Here is a 25,487-nt window from a genome sequence, read left to right as displayed (position 1 = left end):
TTCTATTTTTTTCGTATTTCCGTTAAGGAGGTGATCCAGCCGCAGGTTCCCCTACGGCTACCTTGTTACGACTTCACCCCAGTCATGAATCACTCCGTGGTAAACGCCCATTCGTTAAGCTATCTACTTCTGGAGCAACCCACTCCCATGGTGTGACGGGCGGTGTGTACAAGACCCGGGAACGTATTCACCGCAGTATTCTGACCTGCGATTACTAGCGATTCCGACTTCATGCAGTCGAGTTGCAGACTGCAATCCGGACTAAGAGTACCTTTCTGAGTTTCGCTCCAGCTCGCACCTTCGCAGCCCTCTGTAATACCCATTGTAGCACGTGTGTAGCCCTGGTCGTAAGGGCCATGATGACTTGACGTCGTCCCCACCTTCCTCCGCCTTGTCAGCGGCAGTCTCAATAGAGTACCCAACTTAATGATGGTAACTATCAATAGGGGTTGCGCTCGTTGCGGGACTTAACCCAACATTTCACAACACGAGCTGACGACAGCCGTGCAGCACCTGTCACTGCGTTCCCGAAGGCACCAATCTATCTCTAGAAAGTTCGCAGGATGTCAAGACCAGGTAAGGTTCTTCGCGTTGCATCGAATTAAACCACATGCTCCACCGCTTGTGCGGGTCCCCGTCAATTCCTTTGAGTTTTAGCCTTGCGGCCGTAGTCCCCAGGCGGAGTACTTAACGCGTTAGCTGCGCCACTAGATCCTTTACACCGAATCCAACAGCTAGTACTCATCGTTTACAGCGTGGACTACCAGGGTATCTAATCCTGTTTGATCCCCACGCTTTCGTCCCTCAGTGTCAGTATCGGTCCAGAATGTTGCCTTCGCCATTGGTGTTCCTTCTGATCTCTACGCATTTCACCGCTACACCAGAAATTCCCCATTCCTCTACCATACTCTAGTTTGCCAGTATCAAATGCAGTTCCAAGGTTGAGCCCTGGGCTTTCACATCTGACTTAACAAACCACCTACAGACCCTTTACGCCCAGTAATTCCGATTAACGCTCGGACCCCCCGTATTACCGCGGCTGCTGGCACGGAGTTAGCCGGTCCTTATTCTTTGGGTAACGTCCTTCTTATGAGCTATTAACTCATAAGCTTTCCTCCCCAACTAAAGTGCTTTACAACCCTAGAGCCTTCTTCACACACATGGCATTGCTGGATCAGGCTTTCGCCCATTGTCCAATATTCCCCACTGCTGCCTCCCGTAGGAGTTTGGGCCGTGTCTCAGTCCCAATGTGGCTGATCATCCTCTCAAATCAGCTATGGATCGTAGCCTTGGTAGGCCTTTACCCCACCAACAAGCTAATCCAACGCAGGCTCATCCATCTGCGGCAGCACAAAGGCCACCTTTAATCCGCAGATATTATGCGGTATTAACAGTCGTTTCCAACTGGTATCCCCCACAGATGGGCAGATTCCTACGCGTTACTCACCCGTCCGCCACTCGTCAGCAAGAAGCAAGCTTCTCCTGTTACCGTTCGACTTGCATGTGTTAAGCATGCCACCAGCGTTCAATCTGAGCCAGGATCAAACTCTTCAGTTTAATTCTCAAATTCTGACTCTAACTACTGATACTCAAATTCTTTAACAAAGTGTTTGTATATAATATATCTCTTAAATATCTTAGAAGCCTTAGCTCCCAACCGTTAACATCACTCGTCAGCCGGTGAAGACATATAATACGCATCACTCTTCCAAAATGCAACCACTTTCTTCAAAAAAATTAAAGTTTTTGCAACTTTTTTATTTCAATAGCTATTTCAACACCAAAAACTACCATCCACATAGCCTTTTAAACCATCTTAAAGCTTATCCACTATGCTTTAGAATAAAAAGCTCTTATTCACACTATTTAGAAAATATTATTTAACTTCCTTTCAGTAAATATACCAAGACCCACTATCCCAACTAACCTGATTATTTTTATATTGATTACACGTATCATTAATTTCAATACTTAATACCTCAGTTCTAGCGGCAATTATATTTAAAAGTTGTTAAGATTTTTTTGAAATAGATTTATTAACAAGTTTATTTTTCAATATACGGTAATAAATATTAATGTGCTCCTACCAATGTTTATAATATTGAAATCAATCTAATCTACTGTTAAGACACCGCGCCATACTAAATAAAAAAACAGTACTTTGTTTAACTTCATAATACTCAAGTCTATAAAACTGCACACAAACAACAATAAACTCACATAAGTCCAGATATAGCACTTACATCTTTGATAAATATAACTCTAACAAATCACATGATATTAAAAACTTGCAGACATAGTTTTGAATCTGAAAATCAATAAGATTAAATTTCAATTGAACTCACATACAAATATACCCCGAACTATTCCTACTTAGATTATTAGCAAATTTAAATGACTTTTATCCTCATAACTAAACTAAAAAAATCATTTATTAATAAACAGATTTCAGAAACTTACCTTAGAAGCATCCAATATGGTCGATAAAACATAAATTACAAGACATTCTCTATGCACCAGGCACATAAGAAAAAGTAAAATCCAATAAAAGTGATATACAAAAATTTAAGACATAAAAAAAGCGACCTAAGTCGCTTTTAATTTAGTGGTGGGTGCTGAGGGGTTCGAACCCCCGACCCTCGCCTTGTAAGGGCGATGCTCTCCCAGCTGAGCTAAGCACCCGATTTTGAAAAGATCGAAAACTTTTTTGATGGCGGAGAGGAAGAGATTCGAACTCTCGATAGGGTTTAACGCCTATACTCCCTTAGCAGGGGAGCGCCTTCAGCCACTCGGCCACCTCTCCTAAACCATGTGAAAGGATATTATATATACATATAACAATGTGTCAAGAGTACTCCTATCTTTTTTTACATTAACTATTATTTTTACTAATATATTACTAAACAAAATTTTGAAAAAACTTTATAATACAACCATTACTTTAAACATACATAAATTATATAAGTATTTATATTATGAGAAAAATTCTAGTTACTAATGCACTGCCATATGCAAATGGCGATCTTCATTTAGGCCATATGCTTGGGTATATACAGTCAGACATTTGGGTTAGATTTCAAAAACTACAAGGTAATGAATGTATATTTGTCTGTGGCAGCGATACACACGGCACTCCAATAATGCTTAAAGCTAAAAGCTTAGGTATCACACCAGAAGAACTTGTTGAAAAATACTCAAACAATCACCAAAAAGATTTTTTAAGCTTCGAAATTGAGTTTGATAATTATCATTCAACTCATAGTCAAATAAACAAAGAAATTGTTGAAGATATCTACGGTAAGCTGAATGCTCAAAAACTCATATCAAAAAAAGAAATAGCTCAAGCGTATGATCCTGAAGCAAAGATGTTTTTACCAGACAGATTTGTAAAAGGTACTTGTCCAAAATGTAAGGCTGAAGATCAATACGGAGATAGTTGCGAGGTTTGCGGTGCAACTTATGATCCAACAGAACTAATAAACCCAAAATCAGTAGTATCAGGAAAAGCACCAATACAAAAAAACTCTGAACACTTCTTTTTTGACCTGCCCGCATTAGAAAAAGATATTAAAAATTGGATTGAGTCTAATAAAAGCCTACAACCAGAAGTAGCTAATAAATTAGCAGAATGGTTTGAACAAGGATTACAAAGCTGGGATATATCTCGTGATGCGCCATATTTTGGCTATCCAATCCCTGGCACAAATGAACAGAAGTTCTTCTATGTTTGGTTAGATGCTCCGATGGGCTACATTGCAAGCTTCAAAGATTATTGCAACAAAAGTAATGTTGATTTCAATGAATTTTTGGGAGATAACTCTTGTGAAAGCGAGCTTTATCACTTTATTGGTAAAGATATTATTTATTTCCATGCATTGTTTTGGCCGGCAATACTGTCATCTACAGGCTACAAAACTCCTACAAGTGTCTTCGCAAACGGATTCTTAACCGTAAATGGCAAAAAAATGTCAAAATCTCGCGGCACATTTATCCAAGCCAGAACATATCTTGACAATCTAGAGCCTAGTTACTTAAGGTACTACTTTGCCTCTAGACTAACATCTCGTATAGATGATATAGATTTAAACCTTGAAGAATTTGTCACCAAATCAAATTCTGATATAGTCGGTAAAGTAGTAAACATAGCAAGTCGTTGTGCTGGCTTTATATACAAAAAATTTGATGCAACTTTAGCTAATGAAGTCTTTGATAAAGAGTTGGAAGAAGAGTTTGCTAAAAATCATCACGCAATTACAGAAGCTTTTGAGAAAAGAGAATTTGCGCATGCTGTAAGACTAATAATGGCCTTGGCAGATAAAGCAAATCAATTCATAGATCATCATAAGCCATGGCAACTAGCTAAAGAAGAAGATCAAGAGCAAAAAGTCCATCAAGTATGCTCACAAGGAATAAATATGTTCAAAGTTTTAGTCTCATATCTAAAACCTATAATTCCTAGCATTGTTGCAAAAGCAGAGGCTTTTTTAAATATAGAAATTGCAAACTGGAATGATACTCCAACATTCTTAAAGAATCATAAAATCAACAAATTCAAACCACTTGCTAGACGTATAGAAAAAGAAAAAGTAGACAAGATTTTAGAGGATACTAAAAAAATGCTAGAAAAAGAGCAATCACAAAAACAGACAGAGCCTAAAAAAGAAGGGTCTAAACTTGATATAGCTGAAGAATGTACTTTTGATGACTTCATGAAAGTAGACCTTCGTGTAGCTAGAATTGCTGAAGCATCACATGTTGAAGGTGCAGACAAACTACTTAGGCTAATATTAGATCTAGGCGGAGTTACAAAACAAGTATTTGCAGGCATAAAATCAGCCTATAAGCCAGAAGATTTGGTAGGCAAACATACTGTAATGGTAGCAAACTTAGCTCCCAGAAAAATGAAATTTGGAATATCAGAAGGTATGGTTTTAGCAGCTGGTGATGGCAAAGGAATATACATACTAGAACCGCATGAAGGTGCTCAGCCTGGTATGCGTGTTAAATAAGCTAAGTATTTAGTAATGAAAAAATCCTACTATAATATTTTAATAATTTTTCTATTATTCTTTTTAGCATTATTAAATTATATTGACAGATCTACCCTAAGTATTGCAAATACAGAAATTGCTAATGCTTTTAATATAACACCAACAGAAATGGGAATATTGTTATCAGCATTTATGTGGCCGTATGCTATCGCTAGTCTACCGGCGGGATACATGGTTGATCGTCTTGGTGTAAATAAAGTAATGCTAATAAGTATGGTTGCATGGTCTGTAGCTTGTGTATTAGGAGGCTTAGTAATAGGATTTTATTCAATATTACTAACACGGATATTACTCGGTCTCGCTGAAGCTCCCTTTTTCATAGTCGCTACTAGAATAATACAACACCGTTTTCCAAGTTCTCAAAGGGGACTAATGTCATCAATAGTAGCTCTAGGTCCTAGATTAGCTAACATCCTAGCACCATTAATCCTAGTTGGTTTAATGCTACTGATAGATTGGCGCGGTATGTTTATTTTGTTAGGTATTATCGGATTGCTAGCTGCATTAGGTTGGAAGCTTCTACATACAGAAGAAACTATTGAATGTAGACCAACTTACAAAAAGACTCAAAAGGTTTCTATCTCTTATGCACTAAAGAATAAGAATGTAGTTTTTTTATGTATAGGAAATCTATGTTCATCTTACGCTTACTGGTTATTTCTAACATGGTTACCTTTTTATTTTATTAAAGTAAAACACCTAAGCCTTTCTCAAATGAGTATAGCAACATCTATATCTTTTATTTCAGGAATCGCTTCTGTAATGTTAGGTGGTATAGTATCTGACCTTATGATAAAAAAAGGATTTACAGCAGTATTTTCACGATTAACACCTATAATCATCGGATGTCTAGTTGCATCTATAGCAATCTTAGCGCTACCATTTATAGACAACATCTTTATTATTGTCTGTGTTATTAGTGTTACCATTTTCTGTCTTGGTCTAAGAATATCTCCAACATGGGCATTAGTTGCTGATATCTCTCCATATAGTTTAGTAGGAACAATTGGTGGATTACAGAATTTTGCTAATTTTGTTGGTGCTGGACTTGCCCCACTTATTACTGGAATAATACTACAATCAACAAATGATAATTTTATGTTTGTATTTATATTTAGTGGGGTTATTTGTTTATTTGGCTCATTTATATATATGCTTATTCGTAATAGTAGAGTTGAAACCAAACTAATTTAGTACTCTAACGTTTTCACTCTACCTTTGGTTATATTTGTTATTTCTTCTAAGAAGATAGATTTTTCGGATGTACATATCTTGATAACTTTGGATATCAAATTAGAATAGTTCTCCCTTATAATTTGAATATTATAACGATTTAGTAGATTATCAACACTTGCTGTTTCTGAATAGTCATATTCTATTAAAACTTCACTCTGAGGCTCTACATCGATAATTTTGGCTAAAGCCAACCCTTCTTTAGCTGCCTGCCCATACGCTCTAACAAGTCCACCAACACCAAGCTTCGTCCCCCCGAAATATCTTACAACCACAACCAAAACATTTGATATACCAAGACCTTGAATATGTGAAAGTATGGGCTTACCCGCTGAACCATTTGGCTCACCATCATCACTAAATCTAAGCCGATTATTATCTACTAAAGAGTATGCCCAGCAATAATGATTAGCTCCAGGATAAATAATCTTTGCATTATCTATTGCCTCTAGCACTTCTTCGTGACTAGCTACCTTGTAGACAAAAGATATAAAGCGAGATTTTTTTATTGGTGAAATTTCAAACTCTAAATTTTCAAATATAGTTTTGTAAGAGTTCATATTTAACTATCTTATTAATGTTCAATATCTATGACATTTAGGATTAGAGATCTATTTCTCCGGCACCTTGTCTTAAAATCTGATATGGTAATTCAAGCATTTCCACAACAGTAGTTGACTCATAACCACAATAATCCGACTCTATAACCACATCTATATAATTCATAACTTCATCATCAATAACTGAGCAGTCAGTAACAACATGATCTTGCCCAGGTAAAATAAAGCTCCCAATCACTAATGGCTCACCAATTTCTGCTGATATTGCCTGAAGAGCATAATGCTCACTTACCCTTATACCAACTGTATTTTTAGATTTAGTAACCAATAATGATGATACCTTTTTTGTTGCATTTAAGATAAAAGTAAAAGGCCCTGGTGTATATCTTTTTAGAATTCGATAGGCGCTATTATCAACCCTTGCATACTCAGATATTTCAGATAAATCTTTACAAGATAAAGTAAAGTTATGTTTTCCGTCTAATTCACGTATTTTGATGATCTTATCTATAGCCTTTTTTGATTTCATCCTACAAGCTAAAGCATATCCTGAATCAGTTGGTACAGCAAGAACACCATCACCATCCAAAATATTAGCTATCTCTTTTAATTCAGTTACATTATTACCATAACTATATAGTTCAATTAATTTCTTCATTATCTTAGCAACAAGAGTTATACTTTTATGACATTATACAACACTTAACAATAATACAAATGAATAAAATGATTAATGATTTGCTGCCAGCAATCGTATTTTTTACAGTTTATAAGGTTTATGACATTTTTTATGCTACTGCCGCATTAATAATAGTTACAGTTGCTCAAGTAATTTGGGAATATCTTGTTCATAGAAAAATTGCTAAAGCACAAATTCTAATAGCTGTACTTGTTGTGGTATTTGGCGGAGCCACTTTATACTTCCATAATGAAGAGTTTATCAAATGGAAAGTTAGCATAATCAACTGGTTAATAGGAGTTGGTTTGATAATATCAACATATACAATGAAAGAAACACCAATGCAAAAAATTCTCAAAGAAGCCGTTGAGTTAAAAAGACATAAATGGAGAGAAATCAACAATATGTGGGGTGCTTACTTTACAGTGCTAGGAACTCTTAACTTATTTGTTGCTTACTTTTTTTCAACGAATATATGGATGAACTTTAAACTTTTTGGCCTTCTTGGCATAACTTTTATTTTCTTAATAATTCAGTCTATTTATCTATCAAAACATATAAAAAGATAATCTTAATATTTCATTTGCAATGCAATAATTACCAACTGTATAATTAACCTATTATAACGATATATAAATAACATGAATCAAGAAAGCTTAAACCAAGAACCAAATTCAGCAAATAAAATCTGTACATACAGGAATGTTTTCAGCTGTATTTGCCTGATTGCTATATTAGCTATATTTTTTATTACTGAATTAGCTATACTAGTTGGGATCTTTTTCGTATTTGCTACTTTTTATGTAGCAATAGCAGGATGTGTAGTAGCTTATCTAATATGGTTGGGAGTACTGAGACTTTCAAAATATCTCAAAGAAAAAAAATAATTTTACTCTACTTTGACTAAGCCGGCTGCATAAGTACGCGCACCAATTAAACCAACATCTGTATTCATAATTATATGAACTGGAAAATCTTTCATCATACTAGACATTCTACCTTTATCTCTAAACTTCTCTAAAAACTTACTTTCTTTGATTTGTTTGATAAGTCTAGGTGCAATACCTCCAGCGATGTACAACCCTCTAAAAGGTAAACTTGATAATGCTAAATTACCTGCCACTGATCCATATATACTTAAAAATATATCTATAGTTCTCAACGCAGAAGGTTCTCTATGCTCTATGGCATACTTAACAATAACTGCTGCTTTATCAGAATCTGATACGCTAAATAATTCTCTTCGTAGCGATTGACACTCTGGCTGATCATATAAAGGATTACGTACAACATACTTATATATATTGAAAATACCATAGCCACTGCAAAATCTCTCTGGTGATATACGATGAAACGTTCTACGCATAAATCTAAAGAGTTGAATTTGCTCATCATCAACTGGTGAAAAGTCAACATGCCCACCTTCAGTTTTGTACACTCTAGGATTATGATCTTTATCATAACTAACTAGACACATACCTAGACCTGTACCAGCACCGACTACAGCACACAATGTTTCATCATCTTTTTTACCTTCTTGGAGAGTAATAAGATCTTTTTCTCTATCTAAAGATTCTATACCATAACCTATGGCTTCAAAGTCATTTATAACTTTAACTTTACTTTTATCTATCCCAAGGCCTTCTGAGATATACTGCTCTGAGACTAACCATGGTAAATTTGTTACTTGAACTTCTCCATTTGCGACAAATCCAGCAACAGCAAGACACACAGAATCAATCTGCCCCACTAGATCAACTTCTAGTAAGAACTTATCAATAATATCAGACAAACAATTAAAGTTTGCTCCTTTATACTTCCTGATGGCAATGCTCTGTGTTAATCCATCTTCTAGAAGAGAAACCTCTAATCTAGTATTAGTTCCACCGATATCTCCAGATAATATATACATTATTACACTCCCTATTTAATGGTATCTTGCCAATACAAATACTTGATATTCTGCTATAATGAAATTATATCTTAATATTATAATTTTTAGTTTAAATGTCTAAAGAAAATAAAACAACAGATTTCGGTTTTACAGAAGTACCTTGGGAAGAAAAACAAAAAAAAGTTGCCGGAGTTTTCCACTCAGTAGCGGCTAAGTATGACTTAATGAATGATTTAATGTCTTTTGGTATCCATCGCATCTGGAAAAAACAAACTATTGCAAAGACTGGCATACGCAAAGGAGACAGAGTTCTTGACTTAGCTGGAGGAACTGGTGATTTAGCATATAAATTCTGTCAAATGGTAGGCTCACAGGGTAAAGTGGTTTTGAGTGACATCAACTCATCAATGTTAGAAGTGGGTAAAGAGAAGCTTACCAATAAAGGGTGTGTAGGTAATATTGAATATGTTCAAGCTAATGCTGAATCTCTACCATTTCCTGATAATTATTTTGACTGTATAACAATATCTTTTGGCTTAAGAAATGTCACTGACAAAGCTAAAGCTCTAGCATCAATGTGCAGAGTACTAAAACCTGGTGGAAGATTACTAGTACTAGAATTCTCAAAACCCATAGTACCTATGCTGTCTAAGGTTTATGATGAATACTCTTTCAAAGCTTTACCTTTTTTAGGCAAAATCATCACTCAAGATGCTGAAAGTTATAAATATCTTGCTGAATCAATCCGCAAACACCCAGATCAAGAAACACTAAAGCAAATGATGTATGATGCTGGTTTTGATAATGTGGAATATCAGAACATGACTGGTGGAATCGTAGCTTTACATATTGGATATAAGTACTAAAATGATTCAAATAATAGATAACTTCCTAATATTATTATCTAAACTTGACCCACAAATGAGTGGTTTGTTGCTACCTCTTAATAATAAAACATTAAGGGTAGAGATTACTGATATTGATTTTTCGGTTACACTAAAAGTTGAAAAATCAAAAATTCATGCTACTGATGAGCATTCCAAAAATGTGCTAAAAGGTAAACTAGCTCATATTCTTGAGCTAGTATTCAACAAGAACCTTCAGGAACTTATAATTGCCAATAAACTTGATTACCAAGGTAGCCTTAAAGACCTAAATGAGTTCAATAAGTTCATAAGTGCTATTGATATTGATTTAGTATATAAGATATCTGAAGTTACTAGCCCGGAATTTGCAGCGACAATAGCGAAACCTTTCACTAAAGCGAAACAATATCTTAGAACATCACGCCAAGAAACTATAGTAGATATTAAAGATTTTTTAACTGAAGAAAAAAGAACATTAATATCACAAAATGAGATAAATATTTTTTATCGTCAAGTTCAAGAGCTAAAACAGGCTACTGATAGAATAGAAGCCAAACTAAACTTATTACAGAGCTTATACAATGATTAGAAAATTTCTAAGACTTATATATATTTTTTATATTATAAATAGGTATTGCCTTCTCAATGAACCAATTAAAGCAACTAAAATAAGAAGTCTTAAGCTTATACTTTTAGTAAACCCTTTTTATTACTCTCCAAGAATACGCAAACTAGAGCACGGTGTCAGAATTAGAGAGGCATTAGAGAGACTTGGACCTATATTTATTAAGTTTGGACAAGCGTTATCTGTCCGTGCTGACCTGCTTCCTCCTGAAGTTATAAAAGAGGTATCTAAGCTCCAAGATAACGTGCCTCCTTTTGATAACGATATTGCTGCTCAACAAATTGAAAATGCTGCAAAAAAACCAATAACTAAGATATTCAAAAGTTTTGAAAGCACCCCGCTAGCCTCTGCTTCAGTTGCTCAAGTTCATGGTGCAGTACTTCAAAATGATGAAAAAGTTGTAGTTAAAGTATTGCGACCAGGTATAGAGAAAATCCTAAAACTTGATACTTCTTTGATGCTTTTCTTTGCAACACTACTTAGCAAACTAAAAGAAATTAAGCGTTTCAAGCCTGTTGAAATTGTCAAAGAAATTAATCAAAGCTTCTTTGATGAACTTGATCTAGTACGCGAAGCATCTAATGCATCTCAAATACGCAGAAACTTCGAGGGCTCAACCATACATTATGTACCTAAGATATATTGGGAATATACTAGCTCTACAGTAATGGTTATGGAGCGTGTCAGTGGTGTCAGAGTATCTGATATCGAAACTCTCGATGCGCTAGGAGTAGATCGCCGTTTATTAGCACAGCGAGGTGTGGAGATATTCTACTCTCAAGTGTTTGATGACTGCTTCTTCCATGCAGATATGCACCCTGGTAACATGTTTATCGATGTCACAAATCCAGCTGACCCAAAATACATATCTATCGACTTTGGTATTGTTGGTACACTTAATCGTGATGACCAGCGTTATCTAGCAGGTAATTTTTTGGCATTTTTTAAACGTGACTATCGCAAAGTGGCTGAACTACACATAGAGTCAGGCTGGGTTCCTAGTGATACGCGTGAAGATGTATTGGAGTCTGCTATCAGAACAGTTTGTGAGCCAATTTTTGAAAAACCTATGAAAGAAATTTCACTAGGCTATACTTTGATGCAGCTATTTGCTGTTGCTCGTCGTTTCAACATGAATATACAACCTCAACTTACATTGTTGCAGAAAACTCTATTTCATGTTGAAGGTCTTGGACAAAAACTATGTCCAGAACTTAATATATGGGAAACATCTCGTCCAATATTAGAGAAATGGATGAAAGAACAAATGGGATTAAGAGGTTTTTATCATCGTTCGCTAGAGAATATGCCTAGAGTTAGTGATAGACTACCAGAACTGCCACGTATGGTATTTGATATATTACAACATACGCAGATGAATTTAAAAACCACGCCATCACACCAAGTTAGTAAAGCTAAAGAACCTAAGAAAAAGCATCGATTTGCATTGGGTGCAAGTGCTTTATTAATATCTACAGGCGCTATAGCAAATATAACTAAAGATACTAGCTCTCTGACTAAGTTGCAGGATTTAATCACTACTCATAGTACAACCATATTGATAGCAGGTGTTGTTTGCTTGGCTTATTATATTTTCAAAAAGGAGAAATAAATGTCTGATTGTATTTTTTGTAAGATTATCACAGGCGAGATTCCATCAAAGAAAGTTTATGAAGATCAAAATGTTTTTGCTTTTCATGATATCAATCCAGCTGCTGATACTCATGTTTTAGTTATTCCAAAGAAACATATAGCTAGCCTGAATGAGCTAACTGAAGAAGATGAAGAGCTTATGGGTAAATTTATGTTAAGTATACCTAAGGTTGCTAAACTACTTGGTTTAAAAGGTTTTAAAACTGTTTTTAATACTGGTAAAGAAGGTGGACAGATGGTTTTTCATATTCATGCTCATATACTAGGTGGTAGAATTAAACTAAAACTTCCTGAGTAAGCCTTACTCGGCTAATATCATCACTGGTGGTGGGAATGAGCTACTTGAGAAACTATTTAGCTCATGTAAACCACTAGCAAAGCTCACATTTATTAAACCCATAACTGAAACCACTAATAATACTAATTTTTTCATTTTGATACCTTTTCATATAATCTTTTAATTTGTTGATAGTATTATTACAAAATTATATACGATTATTAAATATATTGATTTTATCATACTTATAACATTTTCTTATAGTAAATAATTCATCAGAAAGAAAAATGTCATTCTACGACTTGATCGTAGAATCCAAGTTTAAAACCCATAATAAGTGGATCCTAGGTCAAGCCATAGGATAACAAAACGGCTTCAAAAGTTATTCGGATTAGCTACATTCCATATTACTTATTCTGGATGCACCAGTGTAACTATAGATATCTTATCAATCTGGCTACTTTCTGATATAGTTTCTATAAATTCTCTAATCGTTGCCCCTGTCGTTAACACATCATCAAAAACTAAAAGATGCTTGGCTCTTACTGGTTCCTTAAGTTTAAATACATTTTTTATCTGTGAAGCTCTTTTTTGTTTGGATGATTTAGCTTGTGACTTTGTATATTTCGTACGTGAGCAATTTGAAAACACTGTTCTAATATCAGCATATTCTGCTAATTCACTAGCAAGAAGCTCAGACTGATTAAACCCTCTATAGACATATCTAAGCCTATGTATGGGCACTGTAGCAATGGCATCAACATCAGCGAAGTATTTATCGCCGATCTTATCCCACCATTTCTGCATAAGCTTACTGAACACCCGCATTACTAACAAATCTTTTTGAAACTTAAGCTTTTGTAATAAATATCTAACCTCTGCAGTGTAACTAAGTAGATGATAGTAATCATACTCAATATCAAAATCTAACTTGTACTGCTGTGTATTCAAGTCTTCTTCTAGATTATGTAAACAGTAATTACAAACTATATCTTCTGCTGACTGTCTACATAATAAACAATTCTGAATAGAGAGTATTTGCAGTATTTTTGTTATAATCTTCATACAAATATGTTATTGCGATCACTTATGTTTAATTATAATCTCTTCTTAAATAGAATATCCAACAGAAAGTTATATCGACAATCTTTTATTAAAAATGAGATAGCTCATAGGCTACTCAAAAGACTTGACTTCATAAAGCTTAATCCATCAGATATCTTGGTAACTGGGTATTGTGATGACGATTATTTAAACAGTTTACAAAGTCGCTTTCCTAATACAAGAATACATAAAAACCAAGATCAAATCCAATCTTTCGATATAATTATATCAAATAGTATTATCCATCTAACCGATAATTTAGCTCAAGAATTAGATGACTACTATGAGCTACTAAATGATGATGGCATCCTTTTATTTTCGACCTTTGGCGATAAATCTTTTGACTCTATGAAAAAGGCTTTTGCAACTATTAGTAAGTCAAAGCATACAAATGATATGATAGATCTTCTAACATGGGGTAATACCCTACAAACTAGTAGATACAAAACTCCTGCTATCGAATCAGATCTTATTACATTTACTTATGAGAACACTAATACTGTCTTTGAAGATATTAGACATCTCAATGAGCCTCTAGCAGATACAAATATGCATACTTGTTTGACTGGTAAAAACATGTGGAATACTTTTATTAATAAATTTAAGCAAAATCTACAATTAGAAATAGAAGCTCTATACGGTTATGCGGTTCGCAAGAATGAAGATAATAATATAACCCCACGCGCAAATCCTAATAGAATAAGCCTAGACGAGCTTAAAAAACAAATAACGGAGTTTAAAAAGAATTAATAGTTTTATTTTAGCAGTACATGATAGACATAGATGATAGCTGTTGCCAATCATAATCAGGACATTTAGTAGGCTTTTTAAGTGGCTGACAATATGTTCTCCATGTACCACCACCATAAGTCTTCATTATCAAACATTTCTTATAGCGCTTCTGTTCACCACTTAATAAACCAACTGTTGTTATTTGCTCAATAGGATAACCATCTTTTAGTTTATATTTAAAATCATCATTTTCATCTTTATCTATATCATTGAAAGATTCTTCAATATCCTTAGGAGTACTAATACTTTCAAGAAGTCCATCATGGTTTTTTGGTTTATAATCCTCATCATAGTTTTTAACATTTTCATTTATATAATCACCTGATGATTTTTCTGAATATGTATTATAGGACTCATCAAATTTCTGATCTACTTTCTGTGTTTGGTTACTATTGACTATATCACTCGCTTTACTCAAAGTATTACCTGCTGTATTCTTAATAAAATTGTCTTTTTCTTTTTTAGACCTTTCTTCTAATTCTTTATTGAAAGCATCAATCTTTTTTTTGGTTTCAGATGGTGTGCTATCTGCTAAAATAGCATTTGCTTCTGCAATCAGCTTATCATAATCATCATCACTTGTATCAACCAAACTACTCAATGCATCTCCATAATCATTTGCCTTAGGAACATTATCATCACTCTGATTTGTATCGAGAATCTGAGTGTTATTAGATGATGTGGGCGCCGTATTAATTGCTGAATCTGTATTTATAGATGTTTTTTGAGCATAATCTCGTAACGGATTATCACTCGTGTCTACATTAACTGCTTGATTAGCTTTAGCTGTAATAGTATCAGCAAAAGAACTGCTAAAAAATAAAGATACCATAATGAAAGAAGATAAAATCTTTATTTTCATAATTTATTAAAAATATTTTTCCTAAACAAAGTATATTCGATATTAGACATATAAAAAAGAGCTTTTAACTAAAGATATTAAATAACAATCTGTTCTTCATGTAGTTCAATACTATAGTGTTCTAAAACCTCTCGTTTTATGAGCTCTATAAGTCGCAGTATATCTTCACCCGTAGCATGACCATTATTAACTATAATACCTCCATGTTTAGGGGATATCTGAGCTCCTCCAACTTGCTTACCTTTAAGTCCCAGCTCTTCAACCATAACTCCTACAGGCATATTTGCTTGAGGTCTCTTAAAAACACTTCCCGCTGTAGGTTTTTGAGGCAAATTCAATAATCTTCTCGAATAGATATCATCAAGTTTCATTTTAATCTCTTGCTTAGATTTTGATTCAAACTCAAACTCCGCTGATAAGATACAAATATCATTAAAATATTTAAACATAGAGTATCTATAACCATACTCAATATCGTCTTTGAGATATTTCTTTATTTTTTTTGTTTTGAGATCCAGAATCGTAACACTTTTCACATATGTATATATTTCATCTCCATAAGCGCCGGCATTCATAATCAGTGCACCACCTACACTAGCTGGAACATCATAAAAAGTCTCTATGCCGCTTAAACCAGCCTCATAGGTCGCAAGTGCAAGATCTTGTAATAAGACTCCTGCTTGAACTTTTACACATTTATCATCAATATTAAAGGAATTAAAATTTTCACAAAATACCACAAACGCAACATCATCATAATATTCTTTTGAAAAAATAACATTACTACCGTTACCAAGAAAAAATACCTGATTATGCCTATTCACAATTTCTAATAACTCTTTTTCATTATCTGGAAAATAAACATGCTTAGCATAAGATTTTATGCGATATGTATTATACTGTTCTAAAGATATATATTTTGACATCTGCTACCTAAACATTACCATCTAAAATCTCAATCTGCATAAAATGAGACATGTTTTCTATAAGATTATTATACCCTCTAAAAATTTGATGAGCATTATTAATAGTCGAAAACTCATCCAACAATGATCCAGCCATTAAACATGCCATGCCTGCTCGCAAATCTTTTACACTCATTACAGCAGGACGTATATTTTCCAAATCGCTAACAGGGATTATTTTTATTAAATTATTATCTATTGAAATATTGAAACCCATCTTACGGATCTGGTACACATAATTGATGCGTTCAGGATATACGGTATCTTGAATAGTACTTGAACTATTTGCCATAAATAACATAACTGCAAATATAGGCTGCAAATCTGTAGGAAAATGTGGAAAAGGTGCTGCTATTATGTCATCACCTTTTATAATGCTATCTTTACCGAAGAATTTAATACTATTACCAGCTTGATCATACTCCCATCTAGCACCTATATTTGTGAGCTTTTCAAGAGGCTTTTCAATGTTATAAGTATCATTAGTATTAATATTCGTAATTGTAACATTTGTTTTATATAAATAAGCCATAGCAGCATAGGTCATAGCTTGAATTCGATCAAAAATTATCTCAAACTCACATCCTGACAACCTAGAAACACCAATCACTCTGATCTTCCTACTATCAGTATCAAAATAAATATTTGCACCACATTGATTTAGATAGTCAATTAAAGTAACAACTTCCGGCTCTAAGGCAACATTTTCAAGAACTACCTCAGAACTACCTATGACAGCATACATGACCAAATTCATAGTAGCACCAACAGAAGGAAAAAGCATTTTAAACTCAGCGTCTTTTTCTTCCTTATAGATAACATCTATATAATCATCCGCCAACTTCACTTCTGCACCAAGAGCTTCCAACCCATTAAGATGAATATCAAAAGGTCTTTTCTCACTAAAGCTACAACCTCCAGGAAAGCCAATTCTTACACGACCCTTCTTCTTCAACATAGAGCCTAGTAGCATCAGTGAGCATCTAGTTTTAGATGTCATCTCACCGCATAACTCAAGAGGTTCATTCGAGATAGAACTAGTATCAATAGTTACACACTCTCCCTTCTCTACAACTCTAGCACCAACATTTTTTAAAATTTCCTTAGCTCCTTTATAGTCTAAAAGAGTTGTAGGTACATTACAAAACTTGGTCTTAGTATCTGGAATCAATCCTGCAAAAATTAAATGTAGCAGAGCATTTTTTGCACCACTAATACTAATCGTTACTTCTTCAGCAATTTTATTTAGCTTTTTTACTCTTACTGCCTTCATCTTTTGTTCTCTTATTTTTTCTATCTGCAAAAGGATTGTCTGACTGTTTAAATTCAAATACTATAGGAGTACCACGAAAATCTAAAGCTTCTCTAAAGAAATTTTCTAAATATCTTTTATATGAATTAGGTAATCTATTAACTTGGTTACCATGTATAACGATGACAGGAGGATTATGCCCACCAACATGAGCATACTTAAGCTTAATTCTAAATTTACCAACCATCGGGGGTGAATGAGCCTCAACAGCAAGTTGCATCAAACGAGTTGCATCTGCTGTAGTTATTTTTTTATTCGCACAATTATATGCAGTATCTATAGACTCAAACACATGCCCCACATTTGTACCATGCAATGCTGAAATAAAGTGCATATCGACATAATCTTCTAAGAAGAATAATTTTCGCTTCAAATCTTGTTTAACTTGATTGCGATCTTCTTCAGTCATACCATCCCACTTATTTATAGCCAACACAAGTGCTCTACCATTCTTGATAGCAAAATGTATCAAACTTAAATCTTGATCTGAAATTCCTTGTCTTGCATCAACCACAGCAACCACAACATTTGAATCTTGTATTGCTTGTAGAGTCTTAATAACAGAAAACTTTTCTAATGTCTGTTTTACCTTACCCCTTTTACGCACACCTGCTGTATCAACAATAGTGTATTTATGCCCATGGCGCTCAAACGGAATACTAACACTATCGATAGTAGTTCCAGGCATATCAAAAACCACCACTCTGTCTTCTCCAAGCATTCTATTTGTAAGTGTTGATTTGCCTACATTAGGACGCCCAATAAGCGAGAAGTGTATACCATGGCGCAGTTGCTCCTTATGTTCTTGTGTCTGAGTGTAGTCCAGATAGTATTCATTCAGAGGTTTTTTAAGAAATTTATCGATAAGTTTTTGGGTGTTTCTACGATGTGCTGCTGATACTGAAAATACTTTTTCAAAGCCAAATTTATAAAAATCCGCCATTGCAGACTCTTCTTCAACACCATCTACTTTATTCACGACAACTACTACTTTCTTATCTTTCTGACGCAAAAGATCGGCAACATACTCATCTCCAGCTGTTAAACCTGATCTACCATCAACCACAAAGAAAACTAAATTCGCTTCATCTATTGCCATCTGAGACTGTTTTGCCATAAACTCATCAAAACCTGCATCTTGATCTGATATACCTCCAGTATCGACAACAAGATAATCTAAGCCATCGTATTTAGCCTGACCATATTGACGATCACGAGTTACTCCCTCAAAATCAAAAACCAATGCATCACGAGAGTTTGTTAAAACATTAAAAAGAGTAGATTTACCAACATTAGCTCTACCAACTATTGCAACCAAGAAAGACATATATGTCCTATAAATTTATTATATATACTAATTACTAATCTTACTCTATTTATCGATTTTTATAAAGCTAAAGCTCATATTAAACATACACAGATAAATCTATAGTGAACGTATTCATTTTCTGACCATTATACAAGCTTTGCCAAGAGTACTCTGGGCCAACCAGTACATTATCATCAAATAAAGACCTTTGGGTAGATATCAAAATCTGATCTTTAATCCCTGAAGCTGTTTTGAAAGTCCCAACCCCTGCAGATAGTGGCATAGGAATATTATCAGCATTATAAGAGTGTCCATAACTGGCGTTAATATTTTGCCCCTTACCAAACAATGTTAATGTATACGCAGCCTGTACTGTAAAAGCTCCTGCATAAGCATTACCATAACCGTTAAACTGTGTACTTTGCGTAGTAGTCGTTGCCCAACCTGCCCCAAGATTTAGATTACCAGGTAAAAAAGGTATACTCTGGATACTAATTGCTGTATCGACATTAAACTCACCAACACGATTATTTATAAAACTAAACCTACTATTAGCTCCTCTAATATCATGCATATATCCCAGGTTAAAACCAATTTGTCCTAGATTATCAATTTTTACAGCATCGAAGTATGCTAATGAAAAAGTTGCATGATTCTCCGCATCAAAAAGCGTAAAGTTGGCATTTGAGGTGTCACCTCTATAGTTTATAGCTGCATTGGTAATTCTATTTGGTCTAAACATGTTCGCAGTAATACTATTTGTCCATGGACCACCACCACCATAAGATCCAACAGAAGGTCTATACTTACCAACAGATACAAATACTGGTGTTGTGTCAAGATTACCAAAAATAACAAAACCATCCTGAAGATCATAGTTATTATTTTGATCAGCGACAAAATCCATATTAGCGGTTACATAATGCCCAAGATTTGCCAAAAAATATAGTGTTGCACTTGTTAGGTATATGTTTTCGCCATTACCGTCAAAGGTTCCACCTGACCTTGTTGTAATATTGCTACCATTCCATGTCTGAGCATCTGCCTGAATAAATCCACCAAAAAAGATTGCATAATCATCAAAGAATGCTCTCTGCCTAAGAATACTTGATGCAAAAAGGTTACTTGGTAACTGACCAATCGGTACAGTGTTATTACTTGAGAATGAGCCCACATAAGTAACTTCACCCTGCGTAGTAATCTTAACTTGATCACCAACATCGACCTGGTCGCTATCGCTATTAGCAGGGGCGCCTATAACCATTTGCTCTTGCAAATACTGCTCTCTAACTCTTACATTTTTATCAAAATCACTAAATTCAATATTAGCTTTTTGTTGCGAGCCTAAGCCAACCTTGACTTCTGTATTTTCTTGCTGATCTAAATTATTAATCTCTGCTTGTAGCAATTTAATTTGACTTGCTAATTGAGCAACTTCCTGTTGACTCAACTGTTGCTGATCATCTGCATAAGAGATGTCAAAAATTGAAAAAATTAATGCTGAAGCATATATCTTTTTTTTAAGCATTCATAATATATTTCTATACGTATACTGACATATCGAGAGTAATTGTATTCATATGTTCACCACTATATAGTCTTTGATATGCATACTCTGGACCAAATAGAACGTTATCATCAAAGTATGCTCTCTGAGCAGAGAAAATAAGCTGCTCTTTAATGCCCGTTGCAGTATTACCAAAGTTCGGTGATGCATTTGCTGTACCCATTGGTATTGCTTGAGAATTGTATGATTGACCATAAGTAACGTTAAAGTTAGTATTTCTACCTCCTAGCATAGCTGCGTAGTTGAGTGCTCCGTACCATGCACCTGCTAACACATTACCATTACCAACACCGTTAAACTCTTCAGCATTTGTGGTACTTGCCCATCCGGCACCTATCTGGAATATTCCTCCCCACATACTATAAGCCAAGTTTCCATCAACGTTAATAGCACCAACTGTATCTCCTTTTCTATTCAAATTATCCAGAGCTAATGGAATAGAGCTATTTCCAGCACCTGCAATATTATATACATAACCAACGTTAAAACCTGCACCTAGATTAGGAGTCCAACTATCCGCATAGAATAGACCTGTAGAGAAGTTTGCATGCTTGTCATCTGAACCAAACACAGCCACAGATGCGTTCCATACGGCATCCTTATAGTTTAATGAAACGTTAGTAACATTATCAGGAGCTAAGAAACCGGTAATACCACCTGTCCATGAACCACCACCACCATAAGATCCAACAGTTGGTTTGTTTCTACCTGCTGTTACAAAGAATGGCGATGTATCAAGGTTACCAAATATAACAAAAGCGTTACCTAAACCAAAGCTTCCTGACTCATCTGTATCAAAGTCAAACTGCGCTGTTACATAATGCCCTAGATTTGATAGGAAATACAGTTTTGCATTCGTTAGATATATGTTTTGTCCATTAGCAGATAATCTTTGATTGTTAGGATTATTCTTAGTAATTCCACTACCCCACCATGCTTGTGCATCTGCCTCGATAAAGCCACCAAAGAATACCGAATAATCATCAAATTTCTCTCTTTGACCTAATAATGTAGATGCAAAAAGGTTTGAAGAAATCTGTCCAATAGGGATACTGTTGTTACCAGAGTATGAACCTAAGTAAGTTACCTGACCTTGTGTAGTAATTGCTGGAGCCCCACCTACGTCAATACCACCATTTGAGCTGAAAATACCTCCAGCTGGCTGATCTCCTAAACTTACAATTGAGTCGCTAGCACTAACATTTTGCATAATATCAGAAGGATCACTATCAGACACTAGAGCTCGACTTAAATCTCTACCTTCACCATTACCATTACCACCAAGAGATCCAGGGTTTTTATTGCCATCTACTTTTGAACTATATGTAGTAAACGATGAGCTACCATTAGATGTATTCTTTAAACCACCATTAGCATTTTGTGATTTTAACTGCTGTAACTGACCTTGAAGCTGCTGAACCTGCTTCTGTAAACTAAGCAATAGCTCTCTCTCATTCACGCTACCACTTGACTGCTGAGAAGCATTTGCTGAAGTCGAAGTTGAGCTTGTACTATTTTGTGATGATTGACCAAGACTCTGATCTCCAATACTTGTAGCTCCCAAAGGCCCTCCCTGAGAAACCACTTGTGGGGAGTCTTCTGAATAAGCATAACCATAGCAAGCTAGTAAGCTGCCAACCAACATACAAGTTCTTTTCAATCTACCTACCACAACTCTTCCTCAAAAAATATTTAACTAGTGACATAGAAAAATCTTTTTGAGTCTAGCATAATTTTATGGTTGGTTTCAACAAATTTTATGCATCAATATAAGATAAGATTTATTAATTTTAGATAGGCATATAAGGGGCGTAAGTTGGTGTCCAAGACGATAAATTAATTAATCTTTCTACCTCACTATCAAACTCTTCCTCTGTAAGATCTTCCAAATCAACGTCTACACCATGAACATTTTCCAAAATAGCTTGCTTAGCTACTGCTTTAGTTATCTCTTTCGTTACTTCAACTAAGTCAGATATTTTAGCAAGCAATGGCTGTGTTATGTCTTCATTGATTACCATTGGAGATAATTCACTCAACCTGTAACAAGCAGCTCTAATCATACCTTTTGTAAGAATTTTTGCATGCACTGCAACTGAACCGAGACCCAAACCAGGAAATATAAAGGCATTATTACCTTGAGAAATTCTATATTTACACCCATTATATGTTACATCTGGGAATGGACTACCTGCGGCTATCAGTGCCCTACCTTCTGTCCACTTAATAATATCTTCAGGTAATGCTTCACATAGCGAAGTTGGATTAGATAAAGGCATAATAATAGGATAATTATTATTTTTAGCCATTGTTTTAATGATTTCCTCATTAAATGATCCTGGCTGACCTGAGGTTCCAATTAAAATATCACATTTTGTATTTTTGACAGCTTCTTCTAATGTTATATAACTTGGATCTTCGACTTTCCAGGTATCAATCTCATCACTAAATTTAACAAAAGGCTTCTGTTCAGGTGTAATTCTTTTCGCTCTTAACTTATCGCATACCAAACCATATCTATCAACCAAATAGATACTCTTCATAGCTTCTTCGATAGATACACCCGCTCTATCTGATATTACATCTGCAAGCTGTCTTGCAATACCACATCCTGCACTTCCAGCACCATAGATAACTATTCTAATATCACATATACCACTTATAGCTTCTTCGGGAGTCAACTCTCCCACCTCTATCCTTTTTGCACTAGCAGTCTTGACAGCGGCTATACAGTTAGCTGCTGCCACAATACCTGTACCTTCTATGTCATCATTAAATGTACATAGCTTATCCTTATATTTCTCAAGGATACGTGTAGCATTATCACGACCCAGATCTTCCCAGTGCAAAAACACATTAGGAAACCTTGTCTTGACCTGACTTACAAATTCTTCAATAAATTCATCATAAGTCTCACCTGAAACCCTTGGCAGGCGTATACCAAGATAGCCAGGTGCACTTAGCAACTGATCGTTATTAGTACCCATATCCAACTGAACTGGTAAAACTCTAGCAGGATCTATACCACTAGCAGCAACATAAACCATGATCTTACCAATACTGATATTCATACCACCAATACCTTGATCGCCAATACCAAGAACAGCTTCACCATCTGTTACAAGGACTAAATCAATACTGTTATACTCATATCTCTCTAAGATCTTAGCAATATGTTTTTTGTGGCTTATAGATAAGAAAAGTCCGCTCTGTTTTCTAAATGAGCTACTATACTTTTGTACTGCTTCCCCAACTGTAGGTGTATATATAGTAGGCATTATATCTTCGATATTTTCGCGGACAAAATGATAAAAAAGAGTTGTATTTAAATCATGCAACCTATTCAAAAATACATATTTCTCAAGAGCATTTGGCTTTTGATCAAGCTGCCTTTTAACTCTAGCAGCTTGCTCGTCCAAACTTTCAACTTTCTCAGGAAGATAACCGATTAAATCAAATGCAATTCTTTCCTCTTGGCTAAAAGCAACATCTTTATTTAAAACACGATTATTTAATAATTGCCTACCAGTAAGGTTTGTCTCAATCGCAAAAACCTTACCAATCTTATTCCTTAATTTTCTAATTCTTTTCTCACGTGCCATGATTTAAACCACTCAATAATAATTTGTGTTATACGATAACCTAAACATCTAACAGATAAGTATCTATCAGTAGTTGCTTTTTTTCAACAAAAAATGAATACTATAGGCTATTATACTCCTAAATAAAATAGCTTTAAACCTTCTTTTTTATAATGAAAATTATTACAAACTTAACCAAAACTAATAATTCTTCAGCCAAAGCTGTAGCTATAGGCTCATTTGACGGTGTTCATCTAGGACACCAAGCAATCATAAAAAAGCTTATCAATATAGCTAAGGAGAACAACCTAGTACCTTGTATTATGTTTTTTGAACCTTTACCTAAAGAGTTCTTTCTCAAAGAAATTGCGCCTTCGAGAATATATGATTTTAGGAATAAGATTATCAATCTCAGTAAGTTAGGAGTTGAATATATAATCTGCCAAAAATTCAATGAAAAATTTGCAAATATAGAAGCAAAAGACTTTATTGAGGAATTTCTTGTTAAAAAGCTAAATACAAAACATATAATAGTTGGCGATGATTTCAAATTTGGCAAAAACCGAACTGGCAACTATGAACTATTAAAACAATACTCCCTGACTCACAAATTTACAGTTGATAGAATTTCTACACTTAATCTTGATAATCACCGTATAAGCAGTAGCCAAATTCGACAGTCTATTGCCGAGCACAATATCAAACAAGCAAACAAATTACTTGGAAACTCACTAAAGATTAATTCGAGAGTTTTACACGGACAAAAAAACGGTAGAAAAATCGGGTTTCACACAGTAAATCAGAAGCTGCTCAAGAATTCAGCATTAAAAGGAGTATATTTATCAAAGGTTCACATTGGTAACGAAATATTCTATGGAGTTACCAATGCTGGCACTCGACCTACTATTGATGGTAAAAATAATCTTCTAGAAACACACATATTTAACTTTGATGAATATATTTACGGCAAACACATAACAACTGAAATTATTGACTTTATTAGACCAGAAAAAAAATTTAACTCGTTTGATGAACTTAAAGCTCAGATTTCTAAAGATACAGAAACTGCAAAAAAATTAATAACTACATTATAAAGAGTATTAACATAATAACCTTTGTACTTTATAATCTCAGCTTAAGTAATTTTAATTTCAGAA

22 protein-coding genes, 2 tRNA genes and 1 rRNA gene are annotated in these 25,487 nt (G+C 34.7%); 10 read left to right on the top strand and 15 right to left on the bottom strand.

All coding sequences use genetic code 11. The features are described 5' to 3' along the window. Positions 1-23 precede the first annotated feature (23 nt). The 3 genes from F7308_RS02360 to F7308_RS02350 form a co-directional block, all read right to left on the bottom strand. A 16S ribosomal RNA gene (locus F7308_RS02360) occupies positions 24-1,557 on the bottom strand. Between the two features lie 1,049 nt (positions 1,558-2,606). After that, positions 2,607-2,682, bottom strand: a tRNA-Val gene (locus F7308_RS02355). Between the two features lie 29 nt (positions 2,683-2,711). After that, positions 2,712-2,803, bottom strand: a tRNA-Ser gene (locus F7308_RS02350). A gap of 172 nt (positions 2,804-2,975) precedes the next feature. Between F7308_RS02350 and metG the strand changes: the two genes are divergently transcribed. Together metG and F7308_RS02340 are read left to right on the top strand one after the other, a co-directional pair. Continuing rightward, positions 2,976-5,009, top strand: a complete 2,034-nt coding sequence (gene metG / locus F7308_RS02345; RefSeq protein ID WP_013922254.1) for a methionine--tRNA ligase — start codon at positions 2,976-2,978, stop codon at positions 5,007-5,009. A gap of 15 nt (positions 5,010-5,024) precedes the next feature. Then, positions 5,025-6,245 carry an MFS transporter gene (locus tag F7308_RS02340; RefSeq protein ID WP_013922253.1) on the top strand — a complete coding sequence of 407 codons (1,221 nt, stop codon included), beginning with the start codon at positions 5,025-5,027 and terminating at the stop codon, positions 6,243-6,245. On the opposite strand, the gene F7308_RS02335 is transcribed toward F7308_RS02340, so the two are convergent. Together F7308_RS02335 and F7308_RS02330 are read right to left on the bottom strand one after the other, a co-directional pair. Then, positions 6,242-6,844: a YigZ family protein gene (locus F7308_RS02335; RefSeq protein WP_013922252.1), complete on the bottom strand. Its 603-nt coding sequence runs from the start codon at positions 6,842-6,844 to the stop codon at positions 6,242-6,244. The two genes, F7308_RS02340 and F7308_RS02335, sit on opposite strands and share 4 nt — an antisense overlap. Positions 6,845-6,887: 43 nt before the next feature. Next, positions 6,888-7,502 carry an L-threonylcarbamoyladenylate synthase gene (locus F7308_RS02330; RefSeq protein WP_013922251.1) on the bottom strand — a complete coding sequence of 205 codons (615 nt, stop codon included), beginning with the start codon at positions 7,500-7,502 and terminating at the stop codon, positions 6,888-6,890. 59 nt (positions 7,503-7,561) lie between these two features. Here F7308_RS02330 and F7308_RS02325 point away from each other — a divergent pair, with 59 nt between their 5' ends. After that, positions 7,562-8,092: a septation protein A gene (locus F7308_RS02325; protein WP_013922250.1), complete on the top strand. Its 531-nt coding sequence runs from the start codon at positions 7,562-7,564 to the stop codon at positions 8,090-8,092. Between the two features lie 72 nt (positions 8,093-8,164). Further along, positions 8,165-8,410 carry a hypothetical protein gene (locus tag F7308_RS02320; protein ID WP_013922249.1) on the top strand — a complete coding sequence of 82 codons (246 nt, stop codon included), beginning with the start codon at positions 8,165-8,167 and terminating at the stop codon, positions 8,408-8,410. Positions 8,411-8,412: 2 nt separating this feature from the next. Here F7308_RS02320 and glk read toward each other — a convergent pair whose 3' ends face one another. After that, positions 8,413-9,435, bottom strand: coding sequence for a glucokinase (glk, locus tag F7308_RS02315; protein ID WP_013922248.1), 1,023 nt, complete (start codon positions 9,433-9,435; stop codon positions 8,413-8,415). A 95-nt stretch (positions 9,436-9,530) separates the two neighbouring features. On the opposite strand from glk, the gene ubiE reads away from it, so the two are divergent. The 4 genes from ubiE to F7308_RS02295 are packed head-to-tail and all read left to right on the top strand — an operon-like array spanning position 9,531 to position 12,859. Beyond that, a complete protein-coding gene (ubiE, locus tag F7308_RS02310) occupies positions 9,531-10,283 on the top strand; it encodes a bifunctional demethylmenaquinone methyltransferase/2-methoxy-6-polyprenyl-1,4-benzoquinol methylase UbiE (RefSeq protein ID WP_013922247.1) in 753 nt (250 codons plus the stop codon). A gap of 1 nt (position 10,284) precedes the next feature. After that, positions 10,285-10,872 (top strand): ubiquinone biosynthesis accessory factor UbiJ, encoded by a 588-nt coding sequence (locus F7308_RS02305; protein WP_013922246.1) that lies wholly within the window; start codon positions 10,285-10,287, stop codon positions 10,870-10,872. Then, complete coding sequence (ubiB, locus tag F7308_RS02300) at positions 10,865-12,520, top strand: ubiquinone biosynthesis regulatory protein kinase UbiB (protein WP_013922245.1); 1,656 nt, start codon at positions 10,865-10,867, stop codon at positions 12,518-12,520. The genes F7308_RS02305 and ubiB overlap by 8 nt, the downstream gene beginning before the upstream one ends. Further along, positions 12,521-12,859 (top strand): histidine triad nucleotide-binding protein, encoded by a 339-nt coding sequence (locus F7308_RS02295; protein WP_004286395.1) that lies wholly within the window; start codon positions 12,521-12,523, stop codon positions 12,857-12,859. It abuts the gene before it with no gap. A gap of 3 nt (positions 12,860-12,862) precedes the next feature. Here the strand turns inward: F7308_RS02295 and F7308_RS10385 are convergent, their stop codons facing one another. Both F7308_RS10385 and F7308_RS02290 read right to left on the bottom strand, forming a co-directional pair. Continuing rightward, positions 12,863-12,994, bottom strand: a complete 132-nt coding sequence (locus tag F7308_RS10385; protein ID WP_013922244.1) for a hypothetical protein — start codon at positions 12,992-12,994, stop codon at positions 12,863-12,865. A gap of 255 nt (positions 12,995-13,249) precedes the next feature. Then, entirely contained in the window at positions 13,250-13,903 is a 654-nt protein-coding gene (locus F7308_RS02290) for a ComF family protein (protein ID WP_013922243.1), read from the bottom strand. 24 nt (positions 13,904-13,927) lie between these two features. On the opposite strand from F7308_RS02290, the gene F7308_RS02285 reads away from it, so the two are divergent. Continuing rightward, on the top strand, positions 13,928-14,692 hold the full coding sequence (locus F7308_RS02285) for a methyltransferase domain-containing protein (protein ID WP_013922242.1): 765 nt from the start codon (positions 13,928-13,930) through the stop codon (positions 14,690-14,692). A gap of 10 nt (positions 14,693-14,702) precedes the next feature. Here F7308_RS02285 and F7308_RS02280 read toward each other — a convergent pair whose 3' ends face one another. The 7 genes from F7308_RS02280 to F7308_RS02250 all read right to left on the bottom strand — a co-directional run bounded on the left by F7308_RS02280 (position 14,703) and on the right by F7308_RS02250 (position 24,354). Next, complete coding sequence (locus F7308_RS02280) at positions 14,703-15,596, bottom strand: hypothetical protein (RefSeq protein ID WP_041263597.1); 894 nt, start codon at positions 15,594-15,596, stop codon at positions 14,703-14,705. Positions 15,597-15,673: 77 nt separating this feature from the next. Then, on the bottom strand, positions 15,674-16,522 hold the full coding sequence (murB, locus tag F7308_RS02275; RefSeq protein WP_013922240.1) for a UDP-N-acetylmuramate dehydrogenase: 849 nt from the start codon (positions 16,520-16,522) through the stop codon (positions 15,674-15,676). A gap of 7 nt (positions 16,523-16,529) precedes the next feature. Beyond that, positions 16,530-17,834, bottom strand: coding sequence for a UDP-N-acetylglucosamine 1-carboxyvinyltransferase (locus tag F7308_RS02270; protein ID WP_013922239.1), 1,305 nt, complete (start codon positions 17,832-17,834; stop codon positions 16,530-16,532). Further along, entirely contained in the window at positions 17,803-19,200 is a 1,398-nt protein-coding gene (der, locus tag F7308_RS02265) for a ribosome biogenesis GTPase Der (protein ID WP_013922238.1), read from the bottom strand. The genes F7308_RS02270 and der overlap by 32 nt, the downstream gene beginning before the upstream one ends. 79 nt (positions 19,201-19,279) lie before the next feature. Further along, complete coding sequence (locus tag F7308_RS02260; RefSeq protein WP_013922237.1) at positions 19,280-20,710, bottom strand: DUF3573 domain-containing protein; 1,431 nt, start codon at positions 20,708-20,710, stop codon at positions 19,280-19,282. Positions 20,711-20,723: 13 nt separating this feature from the next. After that, positions 20,724-22,421 (bottom strand): DUF3573 domain-containing protein, encoded by a 1,698-nt coding sequence (locus F7308_RS02255; RefSeq protein WP_013922236.1) that lies wholly within the window; start codon positions 22,419-22,421, stop codon positions 20,724-20,726. 118 nt (positions 22,422-22,539) lie between these two features. Next, positions 22,540-24,354: an NAD-dependent malic enzyme gene (locus F7308_RS02250; protein WP_156796581.1), complete on the bottom strand. Its 1,815-nt coding sequence runs from the start codon at positions 24,352-24,354 to the stop codon at positions 22,540-22,542. A 149-nt stretch (positions 24,355-24,503) separates the two neighbouring features. On the opposite strand from F7308_RS02250, the gene ribF reads away from it, so the two are divergent. Beyond that, complete coding sequence (ribF, locus tag F7308_RS02245) at positions 24,504-25,424, top strand: bifunctional riboflavin kinase/FAD synthetase (RefSeq protein WP_013922234.1); 921 nt, start codon at positions 24,504-24,506, stop codon at positions 25,422-25,424. Positions 25,425-25,487 lie beyond the last annotated feature (63 nt).

The organism is Francisella salina (assembly GCF_000219045.1).
In the GTDB taxonomy this organism is placed as follows: Bacteria; Pseudomonadota; Gammaproteobacteria; order Francisellales; family Francisellaceae; genus Francisella; species Francisella salimarina.
Note: the sequence above shows the minus strand (reverse complement) of the source record. Positions and strands in the feature narration are given on the sequence as shown.